General features: G+C 43.3%; 14 protein-coding genes. 8 read left to right on the top strand and 6 right to left on the bottom strand.

The window, feature by feature from the left end; all coding sequences use genetic code 11:
- Window positions 1-24 precede the first annotated feature (24 nt).
- The 3 genes from OCU30_RS02885 to OCU30_RS02875 are packed head-to-tail and all read left to right on the top strand — an operon-like array spanning window position 25 to window position 2,536.
- On the top strand, window positions 25-597 hold the full coding sequence (locus OCU30_RS02885; protein WP_077311298.1) for a YajG family lipoprotein: 573 nt from the start codon (window positions 25-27) through the stop codon (window positions 595-597).
- Window positions 590-1,135, top strand: a complete 546-nt coding sequence (locus OCU30_RS02880; protein ID WP_077311296.1) for a peptidylprolyl isomerase — start codon at window positions 590-592, stop codon at window positions 1,133-1,135. The genes OCU30_RS02885 and OCU30_RS02880 overlap by 8 nt, the downstream gene beginning before the upstream one ends.
- A gap of 45 nt (window positions 1,136-1,180) precedes the next feature.
- Window positions 1,181-2,536: an AmpG family muropeptide MFS transporter gene (locus OCU30_RS02875; RefSeq protein WP_077311294.1), complete on the top strand. Its 1,356-nt coding sequence runs from the start codon at window positions 1,181-1,183 to the stop codon at window positions 2,534-2,536.
- 100 nt (window positions 2,537-2,636) lie between these two features.
- Here OCU30_RS02875 and OCU30_RS02870 read toward each other — a convergent pair whose 3' ends face one another.
- Together OCU30_RS02870 and OCU30_RS02865 are read right to left on the bottom strand one after the other, a co-directional pair.
- Window positions 2,637-4,073 carry an MDR family MFS transporter gene (locus OCU30_RS02870; protein WP_077311292.1) on the bottom strand — a complete coding sequence of 479 codons (1,437 nt, stop codon included), beginning with the start codon at window positions 4,071-4,073 and terminating at the stop codon, window positions 2,637-2,639.
- Between the two features lie 159 nt (window positions 4,074-4,232).
- On the bottom strand, window positions 4,233-4,805 hold the full coding sequence (locus tag OCU30_RS02865; RefSeq protein WP_095532870.1) for an LON peptidase substrate-binding domain-containing protein: 573 nt from the start codon (window positions 4,803-4,805) through the stop codon (window positions 4,233-4,235).
- A 326-nt stretch (window positions 4,806-5,131) separates the two neighbouring features.
- On the opposite strand from OCU30_RS02865, the gene OCU30_RS02860 reads away from it, so the two are divergent.
- The 5 genes from OCU30_RS02860 to OCU30_RS02840 all read left to right on the top strand — a co-directional run bounded on the left by OCU30_RS02860 (window position 5,132) and on the right by OCU30_RS02840 (window position 9,480).
- The gene (locus tag OCU30_RS02860; protein WP_077311290.1) at window positions 5,132-5,932 is read left to right on the top strand and encodes a nucleoside-specific channel-forming Tsx family protein; all 801 of its coding nucleotides are present in this window, start codon (window positions 5,132-5,134) and stop codon (window positions 5,930-5,932) included.
- Window positions 5,933-6,054: 122 nt separating this feature from the next.
- The gene (locus OCU30_RS02855; RefSeq protein WP_077311288.1) at window positions 6,055-6,960 is read left to right on the top strand and encodes a 2-dehydropantoate 2-reductase; all 906 of its coding nucleotides are present in this window, start codon (window positions 6,055-6,057) and stop codon (window positions 6,958-6,960) included.
- A complete protein-coding gene (locus tag OCU30_RS02850) occupies window positions 6,957-7,559 on the top strand; it encodes a DJ-1 family glyoxalase III (protein WP_077311286.1) in 603 nt (200 codons plus the stop codon). The genes OCU30_RS02855 and OCU30_RS02850 overlap by 4 nt, the downstream gene beginning before the upstream one ends.
- A 2-nt stretch (window positions 7,560-7,561) precedes the next feature.
- A complete protein-coding gene (locus OCU30_RS02845) occupies window positions 7,562-8,776 on the top strand; it encodes an aminotransferase class V-fold PLP-dependent enzyme (RefSeq protein ID WP_077311284.1) in 1,215 nt (404 codons plus the stop codon).
- Window positions 8,777-8,925: 149 nt separating this feature from the next.
- Window positions 8,926-9,480: a hypothetical protein gene (locus OCU30_RS02840; protein WP_077311282.1), complete on the top strand. Its 555-nt coding sequence runs from the start codon at window positions 8,926-8,928 to the stop codon at window positions 9,478-9,480.
- A gap of 44 nt (window positions 9,481-9,524) precedes the next feature.
- Here OCU30_RS02840 and csdE read toward each other — a convergent pair whose 3' ends face one another.
- The 4 genes from csdE to OCU30_RS02820 all read right to left on the bottom strand — a co-directional run bounded on the left by csdE (window position 9,525) and on the right by OCU30_RS02820 (window position 12,418).
- Window positions 9,525-9,956: a cysteine desulfurase sulfur acceptor subunit CsdE gene (gene csdE, locus OCU30_RS02835; RefSeq protein ID WP_077311280.1), complete on the bottom strand. Its 432-nt coding sequence runs from the start codon at window positions 9,954-9,956 to the stop codon at window positions 9,525-9,527.
- 53 nt (window positions 9,957-10,009) lie between these two features.
- Window positions 10,010-10,822, bottom strand: coding sequence for a tRNA cyclic N6-threonylcarbamoyladenosine(37) synthase TcdA (gene tcdA, locus OCU30_RS02830; RefSeq protein WP_077311278.1), 813 nt, complete (start codon window positions 10,820-10,822; stop codon window positions 10,010-10,012).
- A gap of 81 nt (window positions 10,823-10,903) precedes the next feature.
- Complete coding sequence (gene mltA / locus OCU30_RS02825; protein ID WP_077311276.1) at window positions 10,904-12,004, bottom strand: murein transglycosylase A; 1,101 nt, start codon at window positions 12,002-12,004, stop codon at window positions 10,904-10,906.
- Between the two features lie 72 nt (window positions 12,005-12,076).
- A complete protein-coding gene (locus OCU30_RS02820) occupies window positions 12,077-12,418 on the bottom strand; it encodes a DUF2850 domain-containing protein (protein ID WP_077311274.1) in 342 nt (113 codons plus the stop codon).
- Window positions 12,419-12,576 lie beyond the last annotated feature (158 nt).

Below are 12,576 nucleotides of genomic sequence, written 5' to 3'. Positions count from 1 at the left end.
CTCAAACACAGAAAGGAATAAACCATGAAAAAACTGGTTCTTGCGGCGTCTATCGCCCTGCTGACAGCTTGTTCAACGCCTCAACAACAAATTAATTTTGTCCCTAAGCCAACCACAAACACATCACAGGTTGCACAAAATGCGTCATTCACGCTCACCAGTAAAGATGTACGCTCTGCACAGTATATTGCTCTAATCGATAGCGGCCGTAATCAAATTGAACCGGTTCATGCGCGTCAAAATGTACGTATTGCTGTAGAGAATGCCGTTAAAGATCAATTTCAATCCCAAGGGTTTAACGTCACCGTAAATAGTAAAAATTCGGTTAATATTGAAATTGAAAATGCATTAGTGAAAGTAAAGCACTCAATACTCGACAATGAAATGACCGCTAAAGTCGTGATTGAAGTCACTGCTGAGTCACCAAAAGGGCGTTTAGTGAAAACCTTTACGGGTACAGCGAATCGTACCGCAGCCCTGAGTGCATCGGTGCAAGATGTGCAGATGGTATTTAATGATGTCGTTAATAATGTTTTGAAAGAAATGGCTAATGACACTGAGCTACGCCAATACATGAAGGAACGTTTCCATGGCTAAACCTTGGTTATTGTTACTTGCCTTACTCAGTACACCGGTATTGGCCACCCCACAGGTGACCTTTACCACTACGTTAGGCAAATTTACCGTGGAGCTTAAGCCGCAACAAGCTCCAGTAACAGTAAAAAACTTTTTACGCTACGTGAAAGATGGCAGTTATGTGGGAAGTCAATTTCACCGTGTCATTCCTGGCTTCATGGCGCAAGGTGGCGGGTTTGATAGCGATTTAAAACGGCTTAAAACCTACCGTCCGATTAAAAACGAAGCTGGTAACGGGCTGACTAACGACACGGCAACCATCGCGATGGCACGGACTCAGTCCCCCAACTCTGCCACTCGACAATTTTTCATTAATTTAGCGGATAATAACTTTCTTAATTACAGCAGAAGCTCTGCAGGTTATGCGGTATTTGGTAAAGTTGTTTCAGGGTTTGATGTTGTCCAATCGATGACCAAGCAACCCACTCACAACGTGGGCTTTATGAAAAATGTCCCTGAAACCCCAATCGTTATCAATAAAGTAACCTATACGCCGTAATCATCAGGCTCCAATGTTAGGAGCCTGTATGTATAAGGACATGCTATGCCTGTAAAACCTCATCCAACGTGGCAACAAACCCTAAAAAGCTATGCGGATCGGCGCCTATTTTGGGTCTTTCTTTTAGGCTGCTCAAGTGGTTTTCCGTGGGTATTAATTGGCTCAGCAATGTCAGGATGGCTTACCGATGCGGGGTTAACCCTCGCGCAAATCGGCTACTTTGGTAGTGTCTTTGCCGTCTATGCCATTAACTTTTTATGGGCGCCTTTGGTCGACCGAGTCAAAATACCGATTGTTTGTCAGTGGTTAGGACAACGTAGAGGATGGATTTTTTTCTGTCAGACCATCATGCTCATAGGCACACTGTACTTAGCGGGGGTTCACCCGGAAAAACAATTACTCCTCACCTCAATGATTGCGTTATTGATTGCGACGGCGTCAGCAACGCAAGATATTGCTATTGATGCGTTTCGTATTGATAGTTTTCCTAAATCAGAAGAATCTAAGCTCCCTCAAGCCTCTGCTATGGCGGTAATTGGTTGGTGGACAGGGTATTCTCTACCAGGTTATTTCGCGTTTGCCAATGCTGATAGTCAAGGCTGGAATATGGTGTTCTATGGTATGGCGGCTGTTGTGCTGTTATTGATGCTCATGACGTTGATCGTTAAAGAACCCCAAAACCATCGTGAAGAACTGCAAAACCAAGCAGAAGAGCGCTATGAAAAAGTGGTTCATAATCGAGTGATCTCATGGCTAAGTGTTACAGTTATCGAACCTTTTGCAGACTTTTTTCGTCGTAATGGTTTTAAGGTTTCCATAACCATTTTACTCTTCGTGTTTTTGTTTAAGATTGGCGAAGCCTTTCTCGGGCGCATGTCGATTGCTTTTTATAAAGATATTGGCTTTACCAATGAACAAATTGGCTATTACTCTAAGTTAATTGGCTGGGGAGCGACGATGTTATTCACTTTTCTAGGCAGTATGGTGAATGTACGATTTGGTATTGTCCGCGGCTTAATGATTGGTGGCATTGCTATGTCAGCCAGTAACTTAATGTTCGCATGGATTGCCGAGGTTGGCCCCAACGAACACTTATTTGTTGCGACGATTTTTGTTGATAACTTTACGACTGCGTTCTCAACCATCGCGTTCGTCTCGTTTTTAACGGTATTAACCGGTCAGGCATTCTCCGCCACACAATATGCCTTACTTGCCTCATTAGGTAACTTTAGCCGCACGACCTTATCCTCGATGAGCGGGCAATTTGCCGAGTACCTAAATAACTGGTCATTATTCTTTGTGTTTACTGCGGTTATGGTGATTCCAAGCTTGTTTATGCTGTATTACTTACGTCACTACTTTGATGATCTTTTATCAAAAGCCCAAGAGAGTAAAGACTGAATAGACTATGAATTCGATATAAAATATGAGTTCGATATAAAATATGAGTTCGATACAAAAAAACCAACCTCTACGGTTGGTTTTTTATATTCATATACAATTAAGGCTTGGTCTCATCAAATGTGTAATCATCTAAGTGAATCCGTGGCACACAAAAAGCATTAAAAGCACACACCGCGGCAAGTAAAGCCGCAGCTTTAAATCCCCATTGAAATGCTTCAACGACCACTCCATGCGGAGCATTCACTAAAACGTCGATGGAACTACTGACACCAAAACCTGGGATTAACGAGTAAATCAAAGTACCAAACATCGCCGTGCCCACTGAACCACCTAATGAACGACATAGCCCCCCCATCGCGGTAATCCGCCCTAAGTGTTGCTTACCAGCGATCGTTTGAATCGTTAACTGAGTAGAAGGCATCACAGTCCCTAACCCGCAACCACACAAAAACGCTAACCCACTAACGAGTGTCGGCGTCGGTGCTAATGTTCCTAATAGAAGAAAGTTCACCGCGGTAAAGCTCATCCCGATAACGGGAATATACTTAGGCACTCCATAGCGGCTGATCAATTTTCCCGTCGTGTAGGCCCCGCAAATCACACCACCAGATAATGGAATCATATGTACACCCGCGGCTGCAGCATTAAGATGTAAGGCGACTTGTAAGAAAATAGGCAGAAAGAAAGCCAATAAAAATAGGCATGCCGCAAACATAAATCCAGAAAGTAATGGCCTATGTATTTCTTTTTTGACCAACAAATGTAAGGGCAAAAAAGAATCTTGGGTGCGTTTTTGTTGCCATATAAAAATGCCAAACGTCACCAAAAAAGTACTAATCAGAGCGATACTTGTTACAGATCCCCACGCAAAATAATGTCCACCGGACGACAACCAATAAATGATCACAGCCGTTAAAATAGGAAAAAGCATTAAACCATAAGCATCAATACTGCGACGCTTTTCTGGTAAGGCGACCGTTTTCATACGACTTAAACGATACACACCTAATGCTATGAGCGGTAAATTAAACCAAAATAACCACTGCCAGCTTAAATAAGTGACAACTAGCCCACCAAGAACCGGACCACTAATACTCGACAACGCAAAAAAAGCAGAAAAATACCCTTGGAAACGAGCACGTTGGCGTGGCGGTACCACCTCACCAATAAGGGCTTGCGACAAGCTCATCAAACCGCCACTGCCGATACCTTGTAAAATCCGGCCCATGACGAGCTGAAACATCGTGCTGGAAAGAGCACAAAATACCGAGCCCATCGCAAAGATACCTAATGCGACAATCAGGATATTACGTCGACCAAACTGATCACCGAGCCAGCCGTAAATTGGGATCGTAGCGGCCCCCGTCAACATATATCCAATCACAATCCAAGAGGCGAGCTGCATATCGCCTATGTCGCGAACAATATCCGGTGTCGCTGTGGCTAATAACGTTTGATCGACTGCCGCCAAAAACATAGGTAAAAACACAGTTGCAAAGATACGGAGAAAAACTTTTTTATCAACGTTAGACATGAATCCACTTAAATCAAAGAAATGGTTAAAACACAACGTTAGACGCTGCTCAAAAACACAGCATATAATAAGCAATTATAGGGTTAAGATATAGTAAATAGTCACTATCGCAAGAGAGTCAAAATGGTCAACTGACTGATTAAAACCAGGACTTCTCGGTTAATCATCATTCATTGCGAAACGTAAGTAAGACAAAGCAATTTGGCAATCATCGTGGCGAGAAAGCTGATCAAACTGCTCATGGGTTAATGGCATAAGTTCTAACCATCGCTGAGTAACCCAACTGGCATCATCAAAAAAACAATGGGGATAGAGTTGTCCTACCTGTGGGATTTCTTGATACAGATCTTGTAAACGTTCGGCAAGAAACGCATCTTTCTTTTCCATTTCTTGCATTGGCCAGCTGGCGTGCCACTCTACGTCAGCGATACGTAATCCATCGCTTTCTGTCGTAATAGAATGAATGCGAAAACGCTTGATCCCCACAACCGTAATGCCAAGCAGCCCATCGTCTAAACGCTCAAAATCAACGATTTTAACCCAAGTACCAAACTGTGATAACTCTCCCTCACCAGCAGCACCATTCGAGCCACTCAAACACAGACCAAAACAGGAATCCGTTTTCATACTTTCTGCGACCATACGCTGATAGCGAGGTTCAAAAATACGTAATGCCATTTTTCCCTCGGGCATGACAATCGAACCAAGTGGAAATAACATGATCGTTGACATATATCCTCCTTGCTAATGTTTCTATTTATTATACAAGCGATTTCATTTCACTAATCATTAAACAAAGCGTTTTTCTAAGATAGACTCTCACGGACAATAACTGACTTAAATCACAAAAAAACTGCAATATTATGTAAAATAAATTAAGTTCCATATGAATTCCATTTTGCGTGATAACCGTCACAATAATTAGTCACGTTTTCTTAGTTTTTCACTTTTAATTGGGAGATAAACCGCTATTATTCTCGACATTAATAATCGGCTACGTAAACGTTAACGCAATCGATTGTATAAAACCAAAAATCACAATGTAGAGAATCACAGCAATGCGCAAATCACTTTTAGCACTAAGTCTAGCAGCTGCAGTTTCCACTCCTGCCTTAGCCGCTGATTATACTGATGGTAACACTCACAAGAACGATTATAAGTGGATGCAATTTAACCTAATGCATGTACTTAATGAAAAACCGGGTAACAATAACCATACTTACTTCGAAATGGAGTTTGGCGGTCGCTCAGGGATTTTCGATCTGTACGGTTACCTTGATGTATTTAACCTCACCGATGACGATGATAGTGATAAATCAGCAAATAAAGGCAACGATGCCAAGATGTTTGCTAAATTTGCGCCGCGTATGTCTATTGACGGTTTATTCAATACTGACCTATCCGTTGGTCCAATCAAAGAATGGTACGTTGCTGATTACACTACCATTGATGGCAACAATGATGGTGGTTACGCCACTAAAAATGGTATCGGTGCTGATGTGATGGTTCCTTGGTTTGGTAAGGTTCAATTTAACCTCTACAAATCTTACAACATCAAAAATAACGAATGGAACGGCTACCAATTCTCTACAGTATGGTTCAAGCCTTTTGTTAACTTTGAAAACGGCTCATTCATCGCCTACCAAGGTTATCTAGATTACGAATTCGATCTACAAAAAAAAGCAGGTGCTACATCAGATCACGGCCTAGCTTGGTTTAACGGCATTTACTGGCACAGCAATCGCTATGCAGTGGGTTACGGTCTTAAAGTGTTTGATGACGTGTACGGTATTAAAGACTCTAAAGGCTTCAGCTCTTCAGGTGTGTCTCACTACTTTGATGTGACTTATAAATTCTAATTTGCTTGGCAAATGCGAATTCATCAAATGGCGCGATTCTCGCGCCATTTTTTATGCCTGCTAGTTGGCATTACTCCCAATAATGGTATCCTGCCTCCCATCGTGGATGAATGAGGTAAGTCATGAATATCGTTGTGCTGGGCCCAGGTGCCATCGGCTCTTTGTGGGCATGTTACCTAAAACATGCAGGCCATAACGTTAGTTGCTGGTCTCATACCCACAGTAGCGAACGCGACTATTTACTCACTTCCACGACTGGCAGTACCATCTCGCGCAGTACTTTTGTCTCTAATCACATTGACTCACTGCGTCATGCTGATGTTATTTTTGTCGCGACCAAAGCACATCAAGTCGCCACCGCTATACTGCCCCTAATACAACATATCGATTCCGACACTATTTTACTTTTCATGCATAATGGCATGGGCACTCTTGATGAGCTGCTCGTTACACTCTCGGCCTATCCAATATTAAGAGCAAGCACAAGCCATGCCGCGCTTAAACATAACCCATGCCATGTGCAACATACTGGTTTAGGAAAAACCGATCTTGGGGGATTAAATCCAAAAGGACAGGCATGTCAGTTTATGGCGGAGGTTCTCAGCCATGCTCTACCTGATGTAAACTGGCATTCCACGCTAGAGTGGCCTTTGTGGCGTAAAGTCGCCATAAATTGTGTGATTAATCCACTGACGGCGATAGATAATATAAAAAATGGTGCACTACTGGGCCATGCCTATACCGATCATATTCATGCCATTGTCAGAGAAATCGTTACTGTAATGCAAGCAAGCGGTTTATCCATCACACAAGATAGCTTGCTTGATGATGTGTATGCCGTGCTCCATCAAACCGCACACAATTACTCATCAATGCATCAAGATATTAGTCATCAGCGTACGAGCGAAATCGATTTTATCAATGGTTATGTGGTTAACCAAGCACAGCAACACGCTATTTCAACGCCGTATAATATTCATTTATGGCAAACTATTAAGCAATTAGAACACCGTTGGAGTCACCTATGACCAAGCGTATTTTAGTCCCTATCGCCAATGGCACCGAAGAAATCGAAGCCGTCACTATTATCGATACGTTAACCCGAGCAGGCTATGACGTTTCTGTCGCTAGTGCTGATTTTGATGGGCAGTTAACCGTGACTTGTTCGCGTGGAGTGGTCTTATCGGCGCAACACCGCTTGGTTGATATTGCCGATGAGGAATTTGATGCTATTGTCTTACCAGGAGGCTTAGGCGGCGCTGAAGTATTTCAAGGCAGCACCATCTTGATTGAAATACTCAAGCAGCAGAAGTACGACGGCCGCTTGGTCGCCGCTATCTGTGCGTCTCCCGCTATTGTCCTACAGCACCATGACTTGTATCCAGGTGCTATTATGACGGGACATCCAAACTTCCAACAGCACATTCCAGCTTCACTATGGCGAACTCGACGCGTCACTTTTGATATCAACAATAACCTTTTAACTAGCCAAGGACCTGGCTCTTCGATTGAATTTGCCATTGAGATCATCATACGTTTATCGGGTAAAACCGCCGCAAAACAGGTCGCAGAGCCTATGATGGTATTGCCACAATTACATTACGATAAACTGAGCGAAGATGCCTAACCATGACGTTTGATATTGATACTGTTCGTGCACAATTTCCTTTTCTCGCCCAAGAGATTAATGGTTATCCATTAACGTATTTGGATAGCGCAGCCACCTCACAAAAACCACAGGTCGTTATTGATACGCTGGCCAACTATTATCGTTTTGAAAATGCCAATGTACATCGTGGCAGTCATCATATGACGGCACAAGCGACATCACGTTATGAAGCCGCTCGGGATACCGTTGCTCAGTGGATCGGCGCGGCTCACGCTGACACTATCATTTGGACACGTGGCACAACGGAAGCGATCAATCTTGTCGCCTATACCTATGCCCTAAAACACCTACAAGCAGGTGATGAAATTGCGATTTGTGAAAATGAGCATCATGCCAATATTGTTCCGTGGCAGCTTATTGCTCAACAAACCGGAGCAAACATCATTAAAATTCCGGTAACTGCTCACGGTGAATTTGATTGGGATTATTTTCAAAACGTGCTCACAAAACGCTGTAAACTGGTCGCCGTTGCTCATATCACCAATGTGACAGGCGCACGTCAGCCAATTGAAGCGATTATTCATGCTGCCCACGATGTTGGGGCGAAAGTCATGGTCGATGGCGCGCAAGGGGTTGTGCATGAAACTGTCGATGTCACACAGCTAGATGTCGATTTTTATGCCTTTTCAGGACACAAATTATACGCCCCTAATGGCATAGGCGTCTTATATGTCAAACCCGATATTCTGCCCTTAATGCCCGTTTGGCAAGGCGGAGGCAAGATGGTGGAGCGAGTCAGCTTTGCCGGTACGAGTTTTGCTCCAGCACCAAGCTGCTTTGAAGCGGGAACGCCTAATGTTGCGGGGGCGATTGGACTGGCGGCCGCGATGACGTGGTTAAAACAATTTGATTATCAAGATATAAAGCAACACATTGCGCACCTACATCATACGCTTTATGAAGGCTTAGTCGCTATCGATGACCTGTATATTATCGGTCACCAGCCTGGCTCGGGGATCATCAGCTTTACTATGGATGGGGTGCATCATCACGATATAGCAACGCTACTTGATCAACAAGGTATCGTCGTCCGTGAAGGTCACCACTGTGCTCACCCATTGATGGATGCTCTCGATATTAGTGGCACCGTTCGTTTATCGCTAAGTTTATATAATAACGAGGCCGATATTACTCGCGCGCTCGCGGCCATCAAGAAAGCCGCTGATATTCTTTAATCGTCCAGACTCTTGAGACTGATCACTCGTGTCAGTCTTAGGAGTTTGCTAAAGTCACAGTAACTTAACCTTTTGACTAATTCGCTGATACTGGCTTAGTCACTAATGGAATAATGATAATGGATTATTTGATGAAAAGGAGTGGCGTCATGCGTTCACTAATCACCTTATGCGTACTTGTAATGAGTAGCCACGCCTATGCTATTGATACGTTTTCAGCCATTCCAACCAGTGCACAAAAAATGGTCACTACCGTATTTAATCAACTCAATATTCAAGATGCCTCTGACCAACAAAAAATGGCGCTTTATAAAGATGCTCAGGTGTTTTTAGATGATGAATGGTCAGGATACTTAGTCAGTCCAAGTAACTTAACGTTGTTTAAGGCTAAAAAAAATCCCGTAACCATTATTGAAGTCGTATTAAATACTCAATCACATGGCATCATTTTTCTCGATTACACTTATTTCCCAAGCCATAAACATATTTATGTCGCGAAAAAAGAAGTCCGCTACGGCGACTCAAAATCCGCCGTCGCGATTTATCAAAAAGGGAAAAAAGACACACAACATATGGTATTACTTAATGAGGGGTGGAATCGTGCCAATTTGAAGAAAAAAGGCACGCTAGATTATACGACACTGAATATAGACGCCCCGCATGGCGCAGTCGTGTATAACTCGTACTCGATTATCGAGCTATAATTGTGCTGACGCCTTAAACTGGTAGATAGTACGTAGGTCAGTCATTACGCCACAGATTGGCGGATCGTATCCACAATCGCTCGTAAGCCATTGCCTCTTGAAGCGGATAAGTGATTCAGCAACCCGAGTTGTTCAAAGTATGCTTCAATATCAATCGACTGAATTTGCTGTGTATTTTTATGATTCAATGCGGCAAACACAATAGCAATAAGGCCACGAACAATCCGCGCATCAGAATCAGCATGAAAACGCCAAATGCCATTCTCATCACAAGCCGCTAATAGCCATACTTGACTCTCACACCCAGCGATCTTGACTGTTGCTTGTTTATGCCCCTCATCCATTTTGGGTAATTGCTTGCCCCACATCACCACTTGCCGATAACGATCTTCCCATCCATGTAAGGTCGCCATCGTAGCGACAACCTGTGTATCAGTAATGATGGTTCCAAAGGGGCTATCTGGAAATTCAGACATGCTCTACTCCAAAAAATTAACCGGCACCACACGTGAGCGCCGTGACTGAATTATTACGCTTTACGATATTTTTGCATCAATTTATCGACAATACGAGACGCGGCAACAAAGCCAAAACTTGCTGTCACCATCGTCGCTGCCCCAAAACCACTCGCACAGTCCATACGTTTAGGACCTTCTGCGGTAGATTTTGTACCACATACTGAGCCGTCAGCTTGCGGATATTTCAACTGCTCGGTGGAAAATACACAATCGATACCAAACTTTCTTGCCGGATTCGTTGGGAAATTATGAAAGCGACGCAAATGATCTTTGAGCTTTTTCGCTAATGGATCCTGAATCGTTTTGGTCAAATCCGCGACTTTAATTTGTGTCGGATCGATTTGTCCGCCCGCACCGCCCGTGGTCACCACTTTGATTTTATTACTACGACAATAAGCTAATAATGCGGCTTTCGCTTTAACACTATCAATCGCATCAAGCACATAATCATAACCAAGACTTAAGTACTCATGCTGATTATCAACATTAATAAAATCATCAATCAAGTTCACTTTGCACTCAGGGTTTATCAACTTGACGCGCTCTGCCATAACCTCAATTTTACTTTGTCCAACCGTTCCACTCATGGCATGAATTTGTCGATTAATGTTCGTTACACACACATCATCCATGTCGATCAACGTCAACTCGCCGACACCAGTGCGAGCTAATGCTTCTACTGCCCAAGAACCCACACCGCCAATACCAATCACACATACATGCGCAGCACGTAAGATATCAACTTCCTCATAACCATATAAACGGCGTGTGCCGCCAAATCGTTGGTCATAACTTTCTGAGGCTGGGGCTTCAAGTTCTCGCATAACAACATATCCAAATAGTGGAAAAAGAAAGAGTGCGTTTTATACGCACTCTTAGAAAAAAAGTCTAGTTACAAGCGAAGGCTATTCTAACTTTTCAGGCGGTATTGCCCAAGGAGCTTGGGTCGTCGACGCTTTAAGCCCTAACTTCCATACTCGTCCAAAATGCTTATAATGCCCAGCTTCGGTTCCCGCACGCGGCCCCATTCCATGATATAAATCCAAATGATTATCTTTAACGGCACCACCGGTATCAAGCACGATCAATAGCCGTAACTGATGGGTTCCTGTATAGGTTCCATCTGCATTCAATAAAGGAACTTCAGCTAAGATAGGAGTCCCCATTGGTAAAATAGAACGATCTGCGGCTACCGACGCCATTGGCAATAGCGGGATCCCAGCACTTCCTGTTACTGGCGCAGCGGCGCGCGGCTCAAAAAATACATAAGACGGATTTTGTTCTAGAAGCGCTTTTACCTGCTCGGCAGGATGTGTCTCTACCCATTCTTTAATCGCTTTCAAAGACATATCTTTACGGGAAACTTCGCCTTGCTCGATGAGCACTTTGCCAATGCTCACGTAAGCTTTGTTATTTTTTCCCGCATAGGCAAAATATTCGACCGAATCATCATCACCAAAATGAACAAAACCACTGCCTTGCACTTCCATAATAAATGGATCAATCAAACTCTTGGCGTAGCCGAGTTCCAGTCCTTCCCCTTCAAGGGCTCCATCGTAAATTTGTGCACGTGTAGGACACTCTGCCGTACAGTTGGGCTTGCCATAGACTGGATATTTATATTCATCATCGGGTGTGTGACGCAACTCAATAACTGGTGAAAAATAACCAGTAAACATCACATTACCTCTTTGATCAGCACCACCGAGCTGCGCTGTTTGTATCCCAAATTGTTGCAAATCTTTGGGGTCGCCGCTTTCCATCGCCCATTCACTCAACTGACTATATAAAGGCTGATATATTTTCGCCATACTCGGTGAATTATGCACAACTTCATCACTTTGCTTTAAAAACGCAGAGTAATCTCGCGGAGAATTTGACTCTACCTGCTCGACTTTATTTAATTTATTCGCAAACTCTGGGTCTTGGTATTGCTGCCCTCGCTCTGTGGGCGCACACCCAAAAAGCATTAACACACACACCAGTGGGAAAAGACGTCTAATCACAAATTTTATATCCCTAATAATCAAGTCGTGGCAGCATGGCAAAGTCAGCAGCTAAGCGCAATCAAAGAACGTTCAACGCAGATCATTTTTATATTTCTCTGACAATCTATACGTAGGGCTATAACTATCCGGTGACATTAAGCGCATTTCGGTTTTTTTATCATTCAACATTTGGTAATTCTGTCGGATACCACCAGCACTGAACGACAATACTTCACCATTAAAAAGATATTTAGTGGTCACCGTGTGTCCTTGGATGGTGATCGAATCAGGTCGAATCTCAATCGTATTGGCCGAATATGGCGCCACATTTTGCTCAACCCATACTCCATATAAACTGTCTTGCGGAGTATAAAAATTACGCGCCTGTAAGTACAAATATATGTATCCACCACCAACCACGATAGTGCCCATTAGAGCAGCTACTATTAATAATCTTTCCAGATACTTTTTTCTCTTACTGCTCACTCTTATACCTCTTTGCCGTGTTATTGACACTTGGCTTTTATTGACGATATTAAAATTAATCCACTTATTATAATCGATAACCTACCACGCACAAACCTACACCG

It is taken from the genome of Vibrio palustris, assembly GCF_024346995.1.
Taxonomy (GTDB): domain Bacteria; phylum Pseudomonadota; class Gammaproteobacteria; order Enterobacterales; family Vibrionaceae; genus Vibrio; species Vibrio palustris.
The sequence above is the reverse complement of the archived record's forward strand: the minus strand, read 5'-3'. Positions and strand labels throughout refer to the sequence as shown.

What these genes read in the sequence shown, in the direction of transcription:
- OCU30_RS02885 (WP_077311298.1), top strand. Translation starts at nt 25, where the DNA reads ATGAAAAAACTGGTTCTTGCGGCGTCTATCGCCCTGCTGACAGCTTGT.
- OCU30_RS02855 (WP_077311288.1), top strand. Translation starts at nt 6,055, where the DNA reads ATGAATATCGTTGTGCTGGGCCCAGGTGCCATCGGCTCTTTGTGGGCA.
- OCU30_RS02840 (WP_077311282.1), top strand. Translation starts at nt 8,926, where the DNA reads ATGCGTTCACTAATCACCTTATGCGTACTTGTAATGAGTAGCCACGCC.
- OCU30_RS02880 (WP_077311296.1), top strand. Translation starts at nt 590, where the DNA reads ATGGCTAAACCTTGGTTATTGTTACTTGCCTTACTCAGTACACCGGTA.
- csdE (WP_077311280.1), bottom strand. Translation starts at nt 9,956, where the DNA reads ATGTCTGAATTTCCAGATAGCCCCTTTGGAACCATCATTACTGATACA.
- OCU30_RS02845 (WP_077311284.1), top strand. Translation starts at nt 7,562, where the DNA reads ATGACGTTTGATATTGATACTGTTCGTGCACAATTTCCTTTTCTCGCC.
- OCU30_RS02865 (WP_095532870.1), bottom strand. Translation starts at nt 4,805, where the DNA reads ATGTCAACGATCATGTTATTTCCACTTGGTTCGATTGTCATGCCCGAG.
- OCU30_RS02820 (WP_077311274.1), bottom strand. Translation starts at nt 12,418, where the DNA reads ATGGGCACTATCGTGGTTGGTGGTGGATACATATATTTGTACTTACAG.
- OCU30_RS02850 (WP_077311286.1), top strand. Translation starts at nt 6,957, where the DNA reads ATGACCAAGCGTATTTTAGTCCCTATCGCCAATGGCACCGAAGAAATC.
- tcdA (WP_077311278.1), bottom strand. Translation starts at nt 10,822, where the DNA reads ATGCGAGAACTTGAAGCCCCAGCCTCAGAAAGTTATGACCAACGATTT.
- OCU30_RS02870 (WP_077311292.1), bottom strand. Translation starts at nt 4,073, where the DNA reads ATGTCTAACGTTGATAAAAAAGTTTTTCTCCGTATCTTTGCAACTGTG.
- OCU30_RS02860 (WP_077311290.1), top strand. Translation starts at nt 5,132, where the DNA reads ATGCGCAAATCACTTTTAGCACTAAGTCTAGCAGCTGCAGTTTCCACT.
- OCU30_RS02875 (WP_077311294.1), top strand. Translation starts at nt 1,181, where the DNA reads ATGCCTGTAAAACCTCATCCAACGTGGCAACAAACCCTAAAAAGCTAT.